The sequence below is a fragment of the Deltaproteobacteria bacterium genome (assembly GCA_028818775.1).
Lineage (GTDB): Bacteria > Desulfobacterota > Binatia > UBA9968 > JAJDTQ01 > JAJDTQ01.
The window spans coordinates 17,893-34,490 of the sequence record JAPPNE010000130.1; the positions used below are offsets into that span (position 1 = coordinate 17,893).

10 protein-coding genes are annotated in these 16,598 nt (G+C 65.6%); all 10 read right to left on the bottom strand.

What is annotated here, in order from left to right; genetic code table 11:
* Positions 1 to 11: 11 nt before the first annotated feature.
* Positions 12 to 1,355 carry an ABC transporter substrate-binding protein gene (locus OXU42_14200; protein ID MDE0030542.1) on the bottom strand — a complete coding sequence of 448 codons (1,344 nt, stop codon included), beginning with the start codon at positions 1,353 to 1,355 and terminating at the stop codon, positions 12 to 14.
* The gene (locus OXU42_14205; GenBank protein MDE0030543.1) at positions 1,291 to 1,686 is read right to left on the bottom strand and encodes a 4Fe-4S binding protein; all 396 of its coding nucleotides are present in this window, start codon (positions 1,684 to 1,686) and stop codon (positions 1,291 to 1,293) included. Before OXU42_14205 ends, OXU42_14200 begins: the two co-directional genes overlap by 65 nt.
* Positions 1,683 to 3,929, bottom strand: a complete 2,247-nt coding sequence (locus OXU42_14210; protein ID MDE0030544.1) for a molybdopterin-dependent oxidoreductase — start codon at positions 3,927 to 3,929, stop codon at positions 1,683 to 1,685. Before OXU42_14210 ends, OXU42_14205 begins: the two co-directional genes overlap by 4 nt.
* A 176-nt stretch (positions 3,930 to 4,105) precedes the next feature.
* Positions 4,106 to 5,833 carry a hydantoinase B/oxoprolinase family protein gene (locus tag OXU42_14215; GenBank protein ID MDE0030545.1) on the bottom strand — a complete coding sequence of 576 codons (1,728 nt, stop codon included), beginning with the start codon at positions 5,831 to 5,833 and terminating at the stop codon, positions 4,106 to 4,108.
* A 130-nt stretch (positions 5,834 to 5,963) separates the two neighbouring features.
* The gene (locus OXU42_14220) at positions 5,964 to 8,015 is read right to left on the bottom strand and encodes a hydantoinase/oxoprolinase family protein (protein ID MDE0030546.1); all 2,052 of its coding nucleotides are present in this window, start codon (positions 8,013 to 8,015) and stop codon (positions 5,964 to 5,966) included.
* A gap of 33 nt (positions 8,016 to 8,048) precedes the next feature.
* On the bottom strand, positions 8,049 to 9,146 hold the full coding sequence (locus tag OXU42_14225; protein ID MDE0030547.1) for an ABC transporter ATP-binding protein: 1,098 nt from the start codon (positions 9,144 to 9,146) through the stop codon (positions 8,049 to 8,051).
* Positions 9,147 to 9,356: 210 nt separating this feature from the next.
* Positions 9,357 to 13,178 carry a hydantoinase B/oxoprolinase family protein gene (locus OXU42_14230; protein ID MDE0030548.1) on the bottom strand — a complete coding sequence of 1,274 codons (3,822 nt, stop codon included), beginning with the start codon at positions 13,176 to 13,178 and terminating at the stop codon, positions 9,357 to 9,359.
* 10 nt (positions 13,179 to 13,188) lie between these two features.
* Positions 13,189 to 14,943, bottom strand: coding sequence for an iron ABC transporter permease (locus OXU42_14235; protein MDE0030549.1), 1,755 nt, complete (start codon positions 14,941 to 14,943; stop codon positions 13,189 to 13,191).
* Positions 14,943 to 16,034: an ABC transporter substrate-binding protein gene (locus tag OXU42_14240; protein MDE0030550.1), complete on the bottom strand. Its 1,092-nt coding sequence runs from the start codon at positions 16,032 to 16,034 to the stop codon at positions 14,943 to 14,945. The genes OXU42_14235 and OXU42_14240 overlap by 1 nt, the downstream gene beginning before the upstream one ends.
* A gap of 73 nt (positions 16,035 to 16,107) precedes the next feature.
* Positions 16,108 to 16,598: VOC family protein (locus tag OXU42_14245; protein MDE0030551.1), on the bottom strand; the 491-nt coding region annotated here is incomplete at its 5' end.

The following is a 16,598-nucleotide window of genomic DNA, read 5'->3' on the forward strand; positions in this document are numbered from 1 at the left end:
TCACTACGGCGCTATTTCATCAGTGCCCAGAGGCCACCTCTTATTTCGAAGACATGGACGTTCTTCATGCCGTCGCCGACATCGTTGAAGCCGCTGCTGGCAACGCCGTCGAAGTCCTTGAGGCCCGCCATATAGTCCTTGATCTTCTTCCTGGCATCCGCCAGATCGGACCCTCCGGCTGCTATCGCCTTGGCTTCGATGGCGGCCTTGATCATGAAGACGGCATCATAGGCGTTCACGGCGTAGTAGTCGGGACGCTTGGTGAACTTGCCGGGATACAGCGTGGAGGCCGCCTCGTAGTCGGCGATGAATCGCTTGCTGCCTTCATCGGCAAGCGTGTAGTCCCAGATCGTGCCCGAGACGGTTCCGGCGACGGTGTCGCCGCCCTTTTCCGGGATGTTGCCCTCCATCAGCGGCGCGGTACCGAAGAACGTTTGTGTCATGCCCTGCCGGCGCGCCTCGGTGATGATGTTCAGAGCATCCGGACCCAGGGCGCCGAGGCCCACGGCATCCGGATTCATGGCTTTCAGCTTGGTGACCTGGGCGGTGAACTGGGCGTCGCCGGTTTGAAACGTGACGGGATCGCCCTCGTTCAAGATCTTGATGCCCGCCTTCTTCAACGCCGCCGGCAGCACGGCCGTGCCGATGGCGCGTGAAACCGCGTCCTTGATATCGGTGATGATGGCGACGTTCTTCGGATTGTAACGAGCCTTGAACTTGGCCACGACGGCCGCCGCCACCTTGTCTTCCGTAAGCGTGTTGCGGAACGCGAAGGGCCGGTTTGCCGCCGCAACCCCCGGCTTCGACGAGGCAACGGCGATCTGGACGATGCCGAGTCGGTTGCCCAGCGGGAACGTCGCCTCGGCCACGCCGGAGTAGTGGGGTCCCACGATGGCCAGCACGTTGTCGTCGCCGGCAAGCTTGCGTATGGCGTTGACGGCGTCCTGGGGGTTGCTCCCGGTATCCGCGAAGAACAATTCGATCTTGCTGCCGTTGATTCCCCCGGCGCCGTTGATCGCGTTGACGGCGGCATGGGCGCCGATGGCTTCGCGTTTGCCGGCATCGGCGCCGGTGCCGGTTACGGGAACGGCAAGGCCGATCCTGTACGTGTTGGCTGAAGCCGGAGTGAGACCCAAGGCCAGCCCCAAAAGAGCGGCCCACAACATGGCGAACGCCTTGAGTGCCGATTTCATGGAGTCCTCCTTTGTTTCTTTACGTTTCGAACTGAATGGCCCGTGGGCGGGCGACGGTGTGGGACGAGGAGAAAGCCGTCTCGAAGCAGGGTCCCGGTCATTCCTCCGTGCTTTCGCTGCCATCAGCGACGTTTTCGGCAAACACATCCGCGCCCCTTGCACGGGTCGCATCCGTTTTCTTGGCTGTCCACAGCACGCTGCCGGGCCGTTCCTCGAGCGCCTTCACGAGATCGGTGAGGTTCCCGTGGCGCATCACCGATGCCATGCAGTGGTGCACGCAAGCGGGCTCGTCGTTCCGGTGAGCGCACAGATTGCAGAGCTCGGTAGGGATCGGGACGAAGTTATAGGTGAATCCACCATTCAGGATCTGCTCCGAAACCTTGATCCCGTATTGCTCCGGCAAGAGACCGTGTTCCTGCCGGCAGGCCATTTCGCAGGCCTTGCATCCGGTGCAGAATTCGACGTCAATCCAGAGACCCTGAACCTTGCTCATTGAGTTCGCTCCAAGACTGTTTCCCGCGGCGTGTCCTTTACGACGCGGCAGAGAACGGATTTGACCTGTGCGCCGCCGAAGCCGGAACTTGAGAACAGCCCGCCGGGAATGAGTACGTTGACGTTGGACTCATAGGCGCCGAAATCCTGTTCGCCGATCTTTTCCGGGAACCACCAGCTATGCTGCGCCACGACGACGCGGGGGTGCACGGGACTGATCTTGACCCGCATCCGGCACCGTCCGTAATCGTTTTCGAGCCACACCCAGTCGCCGTTGTCGATGCCCAGGTCGGCCGCGGTTTTCGGATTGATTTCCACTTGTGGATCGGGGTTCATCGCCCGCAGCGAATCGACCATCCGGTGTTCGGAGTGGAAGAACGCGATGGTCCGCGAACCGGTGTTGAGTATCAACGGATACTTATTCGCCAGTTCCGGTGTGCTCACCGGACTGATCGCCGGTTCGACATAGCGTGGAAGCGGGTCCATGCCCCATTCCTTGAGTCGCGCGGAATTGAGCTCGATCTTGCCGGACGGCGTGGCAAAGCCCGGTTTCCCGTCCTTGCGCAACAACCCGCGTTCATGACGGTGATACGGTGTGTCGGCGGCATCCCGCGGCGGTTCGATCCAGTTGTTTGCGCGTAGTTCCTCGAGGGAGACGCCGGACGGTTTCAAGTAGTAGCGATAGAGGTCGTCAAGCGTGTCGAACTTGAAATCGCGATTGAAGCGGCGCGCGAGATCGAAGCAGATTTCAGCATCCGACCGGCAGTCCCCAACGCGGAATGCCCTGTGTTGCGCGGTGAGCGGCGCCCACCAGGCTCGCACACCGTCGCGTTCCGCGAAACTCGCCGACGGCAGCACCACGTCGGCGAGAGCCATGGCCGTCGGGGTCATGAACAGGTCGACCACCACGTTGAAGTCAAGCCGGTCGAACGCCTCGCGCCAGCGATATGGATCCTGGGCGCCGACGACGAAGTTCGAACCCGCGATGAAGGACGCCTTGACCGGATACGGATCAGCCGAAAAGATCTGGTCGATCACGGCATCCGGCTGCGCGCGCCAGTGCATGTGCTTGACCAACGGGTACTTGTCGGCGCCGATGCGCTTGTCCCGCTGTTCGGCCGGCATCATGTCCCCGTACATGTCGGAAATGGCCTGCTGCGACATCGGGTACGATGTCACGCCGAAAGCCGGCCGTCCGACAACCATCGTGCCCGGTTTTTCGATATTGCCGGTCAAGGACCACAGGGCGTTGATGGCGAGGGCGACGGAAAAGCCCTCCGGTGCGAAGTCGATCGGTACGCCCCATTGCAGCGCCGCCGGGCGCGACCGTGCGAACAACCGCGCGGCCTCGACGATCAGGTCCTTCTTTATCCAGGTCGTTCTCGCGGCCCAGTCGAGGGGATAGTCCCGGACGCGTTCCTTCAGTTCGTCAAAGCCCGAGACCCATTTGGTGACGAATTCCCTGTCATACAGCTCTTCGTTGATGATCACGTTGAGCATGCCGAGCGCCAGGGCGCCATCCGTCCCGGGACGAATCGGAAGCCACAAGGCCGCACGCGAAGCGAGCCACGTGTAGTTGGGATCGATGCAAATGACCTTGGAACCGCGCTTGAGGCAGTTGATGATCCAGTGGCCGTGGTTACCGTCATTGCAGGTCGCCACCGGGTTCTGGCCCCACACCATGTAGCACTCCGGAAGCGTCCAGCCGGGATCGTCGTATCGCTTCGACTGAAACTGGGACGCGTCCGGCACGACATAGTCACCCAGCGCGACCTGCATCGAGAGCAGGCGCGGGTGGTAACAGGAATTTCCCGGAAGGGCCTGCAGCCAGTTGGGGCTGCCGTAGTTGTAGGCCAGGAATACCAGCCAGCCGCCCACGTCGCGGCCGGTTCCCTGTACGAACAATGTGGATTCGGCGCCGTGATCCTCCCGGACCTGGTTCATGCGCCGTTCGATCAGACCCAGCGCCTCCTCCCATGACGCCGGCCGCCAGGTATCGGATCCGCGCCTGCCTTCACGGATCAGCGGGGTTTGCAGCCGGTCCTTGTGGTAGACATAGTCCTTGAGCGCCAGGGCGCGGGGGCAAAGCGTCCCCTGATTGTAGGGGTGGTCTTTGACCCCTTCGATCTTTTCGAGCTTGCCGTCGCGCACGTGCAGGTCAACGCCGCAGCCGCCGTGGCAACCGGCGCCGGCCGACCAGACGGTCGAGCGAATGACCTGTGTTTCGGAATCGTTGGCGCCCACAGGTTCCTCCCGCGCATTGATTGTCCCAATCGGCTGCTTCATCGGGACTGGCGAAGACGGTCGAATCCCAGGCGCGTGCAGGTTAGCCACCCCAAACTTTGCTTGTCAAGGCGTTTTTTTGACAGAACCTTTTGACGTTTGCCCTCCTTTCGCCGTTGCCCCCGAGCCGAAGATCACTAGTCTCTCACTACTCGCCCACCCTCGACACGCACGCCATAATCGTGCTCTGCGCTCCCGGGCGTAATGTAGCCGCGGTCGAGGTCGCGCTGGATCAGTTCGACGGCGCGTTCCTCCGGCGGCCCCCATCCCCCTCCGCCGCCGGTTTCCAGGATCACGCGGTCGCCCGGCTCGAGCTTGCAGTTCCGCGCCTTGCCCATGGTCTCGGTTTCGCCCGAGGCCTTGATGATGGTGACGCTACCGGACTTGGCGGCCTTGCCGCCGCGCACGCCCCAGGGCGGGCACTTCCTGCGGTCGACGTTGGTGTTGAGGGTGCAGGGGTAGAGGATTTCGTACTCCTTGCGGAAGCCCATGCCGCCGCGGAACTTCCCCGGTCCGCCCGAGTCCTGGCGCAGCGAGAGGGAGCACACGCGGAACGGCAGCAGGGTTTCCTGAAGCTCCATGGGGATCAGGCGCGTGTCGCCGTGGGCCATGGTACGGAACGGCCCGGCGCCGTCGTGCCCGTCGCCCGCGCCCCAGCCACCGTGGCCGCTGTCATGGCCGTGGAAGCGCCGCCCGTCCGCCCAGTTGCCGTAGACCTGGAAGCCCGAGTGGGTGCCGAAATGGGCGCCGGTGGCCAGGTGCGGAAGCGCGTCCTCGAGACAGTGGATGACGGTGTCGATGACCGTCGGCAAGGGCATCGGGTAGCCGGCCATGGGCGCGGTGGGCCGGGCGCTCAGGATCTTCCCCTCCGGCAGTATCAGCTTGAGCGGACGGTAAACGCCTTCGTTGGCCGGCTCGCGCGGCGCGATCAGGTACTTGAAGGCGACCCGCGCCGCGGTCACGCCGCCGCCGAAATAGCCCGAGTTCAAGGGGCCCGGCACTTGCTCGGCGAGACCGGTGAAATCGACGGTCATCTCGTCGCCGTCGACGGCGACCTTGACGCGGATGGGCACCGGCTCGGTGCCCATGGAGTCGTCATCCAGGAAAGCTTCGCTTTCGTATACGCCGTCCGGAATCTCCCGTATGCGGCCGCGCGAAAACTCTTCGCCTTGAGCCAGAATGGTCTCGATGGCCGCGAAGAAAGTGGCGGTTCCGTACTTGTCGGCCAGCGCGAGGGTCAGGTCGCGACCCAGGAAACACCCGGCGAGCTGCGCTGAGATGTCGCCCATCAGGTCCACCGGCATGCGCGTGTTGTTCTCGATGATGCGATAGACTTCCTCGATGGGCTCGCCTTTCGACCAGAGCTTGATGGAGCGGAGTTGGAGCCCCTCCATGAAGATGTCGGTGGAGCCGTGCATTACGCCGCCGATGTCGATCCAGTGGACGTTGAGGGCGAAGAAGCCGAGTGGGGTCTTGCGGTCCGCACCCCCGTAGATGGGCGTGTACATGACGGTGTTGTTGAGGTGCTGCCCCTGAACGGCCGGGTGGTTGCAGAGCACGACGTCGCCGTCGCCCAACCCTTCGCGGCCGTAGATCTCGAGGCCGTCCCGTACCGCGGTCCCGACGGCATCGGCGACGAAGGGCGGCATGCCTCCGGTGGACTGGGCCACGAGTTGCCCGTCCACGTCCACCAGCCCCACGGCGAAGTCCTTGTACTCGTACACGTAGGGACTGAACGCGGTCCGCGTAATGTTGGCGTCGATCTGGTTGGTGATCGACACGACGCCGCAACGGATCACTTCCAGCGTGATGGGATCGATCCGTTCCGGGGTGTCCGGGAGTTGTCTGGCGGTGCTCTTGCTCATGGTTCCCCCTGGTTCCACTTCCCGTCATTCCCGCGGAAGCGGGAATCCAGGAAGGGCGGGGCGGGGAAGTACGCCATGTTCCGCTTCCCCACCCCTGGATTCCCGCTTCCGCGGGAATGACGTATTGTGGCTAGGTGCACGTGACGCGGATTTCCCCCATTTCGCCGATCTCGAAACGGTCGCCCGGCCAGATCAGTGTTGTCGAGCCGTACTCTTCGATGACCGCGGGTCCTTGGGCCGCGAACCCCGGCTCCAGCGCATCGCGGTCGTAGATGTCGGTCTCAAGGGCGTTCCCCACGCCGTCGAAATGGACTAGGCGGCTTTGCTGCTCCAACGCCGTGCCGGCCGCCGCCTTGCGCCGCAGGTTCGCGATGTCCGGCCGCCGTAGCCTAGCGAAGGCCGAGAGATGCAGCGCCTGAAGCTCGGTGGGCGCCTTCGAGTCGGCATGGCCGTAGCGGCGCTTGTAGTCGTGCTCGAAGGCCTCTCTTATCTCGGACACGTTCCGCAGGCCCGTGATGGGCACGTGTATGTTGTGCCGCTGACCGCGGTAGCGCATCTCCGCCTTGCGCTCGAAGAATACGTCGTCCGCTCCGAAATCCCGGCGGAGAGATTCCGCCGCCGCGGCTTCCATGTCGCCGAAACCGGCGTCGATCCTGGCGACGAGCGCGTCGTCGAGGATTCCGGTGAAGGTCTCGGAGGCGTCCACCCGCGCGTCCGCCAGCAGCATCCCGACGGCCGAAAAGTTGCCAGGCTCCGGTGGAATGACGACCGAGGGGATGGACAGCTCGCGCGCGAGCGCGGAGGCGTGCAGCGGCCCACCGCCCCCGTAGGCGAAGAGGACGAAATCGCGCGGGTCGAGTCCGTGCTCGACCGAGACCTGCCGGATCGCGCCGGCCATCAGCACGGTGGCGATGGAGACGATGCCGCCGGCTGTCCGGATCAATCCCTCTTCGCCCTGGTATCCGAGCGGTGTGGTGGTCCTTTCGGCAATGGTGCGACGGGCGGCGTCAAGTCCGAGGCTCAGTTCGCCGCCCAGGAAGCGATGAGGATTGAGCCGGCCCAGTACCAGGTTGGCGTCGGTCACGGTGGGCTCGGTCCCGCCGCGCTGGTAGCAGACCGGCCCCGGCGTCGATCCGGCGCTTTGGGGCCCCACGTGGAGGCGGTTCTGGTCGTCCAGCCAGGCGATGGAGCCGCCGCCGGAACCGACTTCGACAATGTCGATCACCGGCCACTTGATGGGGAAGCCCTTGACGTAGCCGTTGACGTAGTAGACCGACTCGACGGTGAAGCGGCCGTTTTCCACCAGCGCGCATTTGGCCGTGGTGCCGCCCATGTCGAAGGCGACGACGTTTTCGATTCCCAAGGCCTCGGCATAGGCCCCGGCGCCGATGCAGCCCCCGATGGGTCCGGATTCCACGAGCCCGATGGGTTGGCGGCAGGTCCGGTCCACCGACAGCAGACCGCCGTTGGACCCCATCATGAACAGCGAGCCGGCATAGCCTCGGTCACGGAAGTCGCTTTCCAGACGGCGGACGTAGGCGTTGACCTGCGGGCCGACGTAGGCGTTGGCGGCGACGGTCGAGGTACGTTCGTACTCGTACCATTCGCGCGTCAGCTCGGTGCTGCAGGTCACGTAGACCCCAGGGAGCAGGCGCTTCAGGATGTCCGCGGCCCGCTCTTCGTGCGACGGGTCGAGGTAGGAGCTCATGAAGAAGACCGCGACCGCCTCGATCTCCAGCCGCTTCAGCTCTTCCGCCACGGCTTCGACCCGTCCGGCATCGAGCGGTGTCAGCACTTCGCCCTTGGCGTCCACCCGTTCCGGCACCTCGAAGCGCAGTTCGCGCGGTATCAGCGGCTCGTCCCGTTGGTAGTGGAGGTCGAACGGGTCGGGCCGGTTGGCTCGGGCGATCTCCAGGACGTCGCGGAACCCTTCCGAGGTGACCAGGGCGCACTTGGCGCCGCGGCGTTGAATCAGGGAGTTGATGACCAGCGTCGTCCCGTGGTTGAGGAAATTGGCCGCGCTCGGCGCCAGGTCCCTCTTTTCGAAACATTCCAGGATGCCGTCCACGAAGTTGCCGTACGTCGTGGGACTCTTCGAATAGGTGGCATCGCCGGTCTCGTGATCGAACGCGACGAGGTCGGTGAAGGTGCCTCCGATATCCACGGCCACGACATAGGGCATCAGAATCTCCAGAGTCGATCGGGAAACGGCGGCTCAGTCACGGATGACGACGCAACGTTCCGGCGGCAGCCGAAGCCGGATGCCCTCGCCGACGACGCCGACGACGCCGGGGTGGGTCTGTACCTGCAGTTCCCGATCGGCCGCAACGACCGTGCAGTAGGTCATGTTGCCGAGGAACGCCTTTTGCCGGATGGTGCCCTCCACGACGTTGGCGCCGCCGGCGTCGTTCTCCACGAGCTCCACGTTTTCGGGCCGGATGGCGATCCGGGCCGGGGCATCCTGGGCAAGGGGGCCGGCGCCGTGTACCCGAAGCCGCCCGAAAGGGGTCTCGACAACAACCCCGCTCGTGCCGCTCCCGCCCGCCGCCACCACCTTCCCGTCGATGAAGTTGGTCTTGCCGATGAAGTCGGCGACGAACGCGTTGCCGGGGCTGTCATAAATCTCGCCCGGCGTCCCTTGCTGGACGATGACGCCGTCGTGCATGACCCCGATCCGGTCGGACATGGTCAGCGCCTCGATCTGCTCGTGGGTAACGAACAGCGTGGTGACGCCGAGGGAGGTTACCAAGTCCCGCACTTCGCTCCGCATCTCTTCGCGCAGCTTCGCGTCGAGATTCGACAGAGGCTCGTCGAGCAGCAGCACCTCGGGCTCCCGCACCAGGGCGCGGGCGAGGGCGAGCCGCTGCTGCTGGCCGCCGCTGAGATAGGGTGAAAGGCGGTCTTCAAGGCCGTCCAGGTGCACCAGCGCCAGCGCCCGGATCACCCGGTCGCGCATCTCCCTGCCCGAGGGACGCGGGCGTAGCTGCTTGAGCGGAAAGGCGACGTTGTCGAATACCGACATGTGCGGCCAGATGGCGTAGGACTGGAACACCATGCCGATGTTGCGTTCGAAAGACGGCTTGGCGACGCCGCTGGCGGCATCGAAGACGACGTCGTTGCCGACGGTAATCCGTCCCTGGTCCGGCCACTCGAGACCGGCGACACATCGCAGCGTCGTCGTCTTGCCGCAGCCCGACGGACCCAGCAGCGTGTAGAAATGGCCGCCTTCCACCTCGATGTCGACGCCGCGCACGGCATGGACGTCGCTTTGCGTGGAGTGATACGTCAGGTGAAGACCTTCGATTCGTATCATCGGGTTACCGTGGCGTGAAGCCGGCCGTTCCTCATTCCGAAAGGTCGAAGATTCCGTCTGGGTCGGCGGCGAACGGGCTCACGCCGAGTTTGCCCCCAAATCCGACCGAAGGCAATGTTCACGGGGACACGACACCAGGAGCCTGTCCATATAGGGGCGCCCCGCCGGTCGCCCTTACATGGACCATTTCCATGCCTCGCGGTAGTTTCACTAGCGTCTCCCGGTGCCGTCCGGCAGGATGCGCACGCCGTAGTCGCGCAGCGCGCTCTCCTCCGAGACATAGCCTCGCCGGACGTCGTGCAATACCTCTTCCACCGGCCGCTCCGCCGGCGGCCCGTAACCTCCGCCTCCGCCCGCCTCGACGCATATCAGGTCGCCCGGCCGCACCGGCACGCCGTCGGTCTTGTAGTATATCTCGGGCTCGCCCGAGCCGTCGCGGTAGACCGATACCTGCCCGGACTTGCCGTCCATGCCGCCGAGCACGCCCCAGGGCGGACAATGGATCCGGTCGAAGTTCGTCCATAGCTGGCACGGCGCCAGGATGCGGTACTTCTTTCGGAAGCCGAAACCGCCGCGGTAGCGGCCGGCGCCCGCGGAATCCTCGCGCAGCGAGAGTTCCTCGTAGCGGAACGGGTAGATGGTTTCCTGAAGCTCCATGGGAATGATGCGCGTATCCCCGTGCGCCATGGAACGGAAAGGCCCGGCGCCGTCGTGGGTCGCACATGCGCCCCATCCGCCGTGGGCCGAGTCGTGGCAGTTGAACAGCGCGCCGTTGGGCCGGTAGCCGAAGAACCCCACGGACGAGTAGGTGCCGAAATGGGCGCCGGTCACCTGCTCGGGCATGGCCGTCTGGAGCGCCTTCACGATCGTGTCGATGATGGTCGGGAAGGGGAAGCCGTAGTGCAGCATCGGCCGGGTCGGGTTGGCGCTGACGAGCTTGCCGTCTGGCAGGATGAGCTTGAGGGGCCGGAAGGTGCCCTCGTTGGCCGGCTCCCCCCGGGCCACCAGGTACATGAAGGCGACCCGAGCGGTTGTCAGGCCGCCGCCGTGGCGGCCGGAATTGAGCCGGCCTTCGACCTCGCCGGGCATGTCGGTGTAATCCACCGTCATGTCCGTCCCGTCGACGATGACCCGCACCTTGATGGGCAGGCGCCGCTCGCTCACCCCGTCGTTGTCGAGGAAGGACTCCGCCTCGTAGACGCCGTCCGGGATCGCGGCAATGCGGTCGTGGATGGCGGTCTCGCACTGGTCCAGCATCAGCTCCAGCGCGTCGCGCCAGGTCGTGAGCCCGAACCGCTCGGCGAGCTTCACGGTCAGGTCGCGGCCCAGCAGGCAGCCGCCGAGCTGCGCTTCGATGTCGCCCAGCAGCTCCACGGGAAAGCGCGTGTTGTTCTCGATGATGCGATAGACTTCCTCGATAGGCACGCCTCCGGACCAGAGCTTCACGGAGCGGAGCTGCAGTCCCTCGGAGAAGATGTCGCCCACCCCCGAAGCGCGAAAGTTGCCGCCGATGTCGATCCAGTGGCAGTTGACCGCCATGAAGCCGATGAGCTCGCCGGCGCCGTCCGGTCCGGCAAAGATCGGCGTGTACATGACCGTGTTGTTCAGGTGTTGGCCCTGCACCGCCGAGTGGTTGCACAGGACCACGTCGCCGTGGCGCAGGCGTTCCTTGCCGTAGACTTTCAGGCCGTCGCGCACGGCGGCGCCCACCGCATCGGCCACGAAGATGGGCATGCCGCCGTTGCATTGCGCGATCAGCCGTCCGTCGGGGTCGGTCATGCCGACGGCGTAGTCCTTGTACTCGTAGATGTAGGGGCTGAAGGCCGTGCGGGTCATGTTGGCATCGATCTGATCGTTGATCGACACGATGCCGTGCCGGATCACCTCGAGGGTGATGGGGTCGACCCCGTCGCCCGTGGCTCTTGCCGGCGCCTGCCGGGACGCGGATCCCCGTGACTCCACGGCGCCCGGCGCGTTGTCGGCGCCGCCGCACTGGATGCGGATCTCCCGATAGGGGCCGATCTCGAAGCTGTCGCCGGGCCACACCACGGTGGTCGCTCCGTATTCCTCGATGATCGCGGGCCCGTGACCGGTGAATCCGGGCGCCAGCTCGTAGCGCTCGTAGATCCTGGCGTCGGTCCAGCCGCCGACCGTCGAGAAATGCACCGGCCGGGTGCCGCGTTCGTCGCCGCTGCCGTCGGGAACGCGGGAGAGCCGCGCGAGGTCCGGCCGCCGGAGCTTGGCGAAGGCGGACAGATGGAGCGCCTGGACCTCCGCTTCGGCGCGGGTGTCGGCATGGCCGTAGCGGCGCTCGTAGTCGCGGTCGAATATCTCGCGAATCTCCTTGGGGCTTCGAAGCGCCGGCAGCGTCACCTTGATGTTGTGCCGCTGGCCGCGATAGCGCATCTCCGCGGCACGCTCGAACAGCACCTCGCCGGCGCCGATCTCTTCACGGAGGGCCGCCGCGGCCTTGGCTTCGAGCTCCTGGAACCTCCCGTCCATCCCGGCCACGGTAGCCTCGTCGAGGAGGCCCACGAAGGTCTCGGAAGCATCGAGCCGGGCGTCGGCGAGCAGCATCCCGGTGGCGGAGAAATTGCCCGGCTCGGGCGGGACCACGACGGTGGGGATGGAAAGCTCGTGCGCCAGCGCCACGGCGTGCAGCGGCCCGCCGCCGCCGTAGCTGAACAGCACGAAATCGCGCGGGTCGCGGCCGTGCTCGATGGTCTGGCGGCGGACGGCGCCGGCCATCACCACCGTGGCGATGGAGACGATGCCGTCGGCCAGCTCCACCACGCCTTCGTCATCCGTATATCCCAGGGCCGGCGCGATGTCCCGCAGCAGCGCGGCCTTGGCGGCGCCGGCGTCCAGCGGCAGCTCGCCCCCCAGGAAGCGGTCGGGCGCGATCCGCCCCAGGAGAAGGTTCGCGTCGGTCACGGTCAGCTCGGCGCCGCCGCGCCCGTAGCTGACCGGCCCGGGAGTCGATCCGGCCGAGCGGGGACCGACGTGCAGCCGGTTCTGCTCGTCGAGCCAGGCGATGGAGCCGCCGCCGGAGCCCACCTCGATGACGTCGATGACCGGCGCCTTGATGGGGAAGCCCTGGATGTAGCCGCCCGCGTAGTAGACGGAGTCGACGGAGAAGCGCCCGTTCTCCACCAGCGCGCACTTCGCGGTGGTGCCGCCCATGTCGAAGGAGATCACGTTGTCGAATCCGAGGGCCTCGGCGTAGGCGGCCGCGCCGATGCAACCGCCGATGGGTCCCGATTCCACCAGCGCGATGGGTTGACGGCACGCGCGTTCGGCCGAGAGCACGCCGCCGTTGGAGCCCATCATGTAGAGCGTACCGGAGAACCCCTGTCCGCGGAGCTCGTCGTCGAGACGGTGAATATAGGTCGACACTTGCGGCCCCACGTAGGCGTTGGCGGCCACCGTGGCGCTGCGCTCGTACTCGTACCACTCCCGGCAGAGATCCGAGCCGGCCGTCACGTAAACGTCGGGCAGAAGTTCGGAGAGCGCGGCCACCGCCCGTTCCTCGTGCTCGGCGTTGGCATAGGCGTTCATGAACGACACCGCGACCGCCTCGATCCCTTGGGCCCGCAGCTCGCTCGCGAGGCCCGCCAGCTCGTCCGTCGCCAGGGGGGCGACCGCCGCGCCGTCGCAGCCCATGCGTTCCGACACCTCGTAGCGCAGCTCCCGGGGAATCAGCGGCTCGTCGCGCTTGTAGTGCAGGTCGAACGGGTCGGGACGGTTGCCGCGGGCGATCTCCAGCACGTCGCGGAAGCCCCGCGTGGTCACCAGCGCCGCGCGGTTGCCGCTGCGCTGGATGATGGCGTTGATCACCAGCGTGGTCCCGTGATTGACTACCCGGGCGTCCGCCGCAGCGACGCGGGCCTTGCGCATGCATTCCAGGATGCCGTCGACGAAATTGTCGTAGGTCGTCGGGCTCTTGGCGAACAGGACGTTGCCGCTCTCGTGGTCGAACGCCACGAGGTCGGTGAAGGTGCCGCCGATGTCCACGGCGATGATGTATGCCATTGTGCCGTTCCTATGCGTCGCCGCGGGCCGACAGCAGCCCGTGCCGCGCGGCCACGAACCAGTAAAGGGCCACCAGGGGGATCATCAGGCACAGCATCAGCACGACCAGCGCGGACGACTGCCCCAGGCCGCCCCCGAGCCACGTGCTCCAGATGACCACGGGGAGCGTCATGTTGCGCGGCGTGGTGAGGATCACCGCCAGCGTCAGCTCCCGGAAGACCAGCAAGGCGATCCACAGCCAGGCGTAGATGAGGGTCGGGGCGAGCAGCGGCACCACGATCTCGCGGAAGGTGGCGAAGGTGGTGGCGCCGCTGACCTGGGCCGATTCCTCCAGTTCGGAGTGGATCTGGATCATGCCGCTGTTGGTCATGCGGGTGCCGTAGCTGACGCGCGCGACGATGAAGACCAGCAGCAGGATCCAGATCGTGCCGTAGAGAGGCAACACGGTCTGCAGGACGTACAGCGTAAGCAGGATGACCCCCACGCCGAACACGATGTTGGGCACCGCGTGGGGCAGGAAGGCGATGAAGTCGAAGAGCGCTCGGCCCGGCAGGCGCGAGCGCAGCACGACCCAGGAGAAGCCCAGGCTCAGCAACAGCGTGATGGTGGGCGTCAGCGCCATGAGGATGGCCGTGTTGCCCAACCCGGTCAGCACGAGCCGCCAGGGCAGGGTGAAGTATTGATCGAGGCTCACCTGCGAGAAGGCGAACTTGTCCGGCAACATGAAGTAGGGCAGCAGCGAGGCCCAGATCACCATCAGGACCGGCACCAGCTTGGAGAGGATGAAGTAGGCCGCGAGAAAGCCCCATGCGGGCCAGACCCAACGCCCGAGTTCGCCCATGCGCGGGCGGTAGGCCTTGCCCGTGATGACGGCATAGCGGCGGGCGCGCTGCTGCATGCGCGCGTACCACCAGCCCAGCAGCGCGGCCGTGACCACGATCACGCCGCTCAAGGCGGCGGCCATTCCGTAGTGCGGCAGCACGTCCTCCGGGCTGGTCAGGAGATAGAGGAACGTCGAGAAGGTGAAGATGCGGCTGCCCCAGCCCAGGATCGCCGGCACGTCGAACGCGGCGAAGCCGATGGTGAAGATGTAGATGCCGGCCGCGAGTATGCCGGGCCATGCGAGCGGCAGGGTGATGGCGCGCATGATGCGGCCGCCGCGCGCGCCGCTCATCTGGGCGGATTCCTCCAGTGAAGGGTCCATGGCGCGAAAGACCGCCGCGGTCATGATGAAGGAGAGCGGCGCGAGGTTGAGGCCCTGCACCCAGCCCATGCCGAGGATGGTGGAGATGTCGAAGGGGCCGCTGGTGAGGCCGAAGGCCTGCATCATCCACGTATTGAGCAGGCCGATGCGGCGGTGCATCAGGAACAGCCAGCCCATGGCCGCGGCGAACCCCGGCATCAGCAGGCCGATGGTCATCAGCGTGAAGACGAGGGTCTTGCCGGGCAGGTTGGTCCGTTCCACCAGCCATGCCGCGGGGATGCCGAAGAAGAAGGCGACGGCGAGTGACGTGGCCGCGAAGCCCAAGGTGTTCCAGAGCACGTCGTAGGTGCGCTCGTCCAGCGCCACCGAAATGTAGTTTTGCAGCGTGTAGTAGTGTTCCGCGTCGGGTTCGCCCTTGATGAAGCTGATCCAGAATACGATCGAAAGGCATCCGAGGATGAGGATGCTCATGAACACGACCGCGCCGAACATGAAGGGCGGCAGAACGTCGGTCCGCCCTTCATGCCGGCGTGGAAGCGAGCGCAGCGCGGTCAGCGACACTACTTCCTCTTGCTGGTGAGGATCTTGATGGCGGCCCTCTTGGCCTTGATGGTCTCGGGATGGGCGAGGATCCAGTCGGTCGAGACGTCGGTGAGCTTGACGCCCTGGCTCCGCAGCTCATTGACCTTCTTGGCGATGCGCGAGCCCGGGTAGATGTGCAGGTCCGTCCGGTCGCTGTTCCACAGGATCTCCTGCGCCTTCGCCGTGCTCATGAAGGCAGCCATGAGCTTCGCCGCGTTGGGATGGGCGGTATTCTTCGGAAGCATCATGTAGTAGTAGCGGATCTGCGCGGCGTCGCGCGGAATCATCTGGTCGATGGGCGCGCCCTTTTCCTTCCAGATGAAAGCCGACTGGCCGCTGCAATCCATCACCAGGGCCAGGAACTCGCCCGAGGCGATGCGTTCCAGCTCGCTGCAGCGGATCAGCCCGGTGATCTGGCCGGACAGCTTGCGGACGTAGTCCAGGGTCTTTTCGGGGCCCCAGATGGCCGTCGAGGAAATCGTGTCGAAACCGGCCGCGTAGGGGGTCGACGCGATCTTGCCCGTCCATTCGGGCTTCAGGAAGTCGCCGAGCGTGGTGGGCTTCATGGGCGCCAGGCGCGTGTTGTAGGTTACCCCCGACATGCCGGAATAGATGCGCACGAGCTGACCGTCCTGCTCGACGACCTCGTCGGTGATCCGGTCCGGCACCAGGGCCTTCCAGTCCACCTTGAGGAACATGTTGCGCTTCAGGAGCGGCGCCATGGAGGCGCCGTTGGCGAAGTAGATGTCGGTGAAAGCCTTCTGCCCCGCGGCGAACTCGGTGGCGAGCTGATGCCCGATGCGCGGCATGGACGGGCCGGGGGTGTACTGGATATCCACCTTCGATCCCCACATCTCGCGCATGGCCTTTTCGATGGCCTCCGCGCCCTTGTTGCCGCCGATGCTCGTGGTCCCCCAGGAGACGTTGAGCGTCCCTTCGGCGTTGGCCGCGGCCACCAGCTTCTTCAACGCCGGGCTCATCTCGGCGGCCCACAGAGGCTGGGACAATACGAAAGCGGCGGCCAGCGCGAGGCCGGCGACACGAGCGAAAACCTTGGTTGGACGTTTCATCCCTTGTCCTCCTTTGCGGCGCGGCGAAACCCGCGCCGGCTTGTTTGACGGGTTCACGATATCACGGGCGCCGCTAGGCACCCTCCGGTACAGGCAGGATGATGAGCTGCAGCCGGTTGCCGGCGGGGTCGTAGAGGTAGACGCTCTTCTCGCCGGGAGCGCGTTGCGCCGCCCGGAGGTCGCCTTCAATGTAGGCACCGTGGGCTTCCAGCTTCTCGTAGATCTCGTCGTACTCCTCGATGGAGCCCACGCTCATGGCGAGATGCGCTCCCTTGTAGCGCAGCCCGGCCCCCGGGTCCGGGACGTTGCCGGAGTCGGGTCCGGAAAAGCGGGAGCGTTGGGACAACTCGTCGACCTTCTCCAGGAACAAGAGCTGGCCGGAACCGTTCTTGAGGATCAGCCGTCCGTTGCCCAGCTCGCCGGAGTCGCGGCAAAGGACCTCCATCCCGAGGGCGCCGGCGTAGAACCGTTCGGCCGCCTCCAGGTCGGTGACCTCCATGGCGAGGTGACTGATGTCTTCGTACGCGATCACGACGCCGCCCCTTCCTTGCGCACGGAGAACTC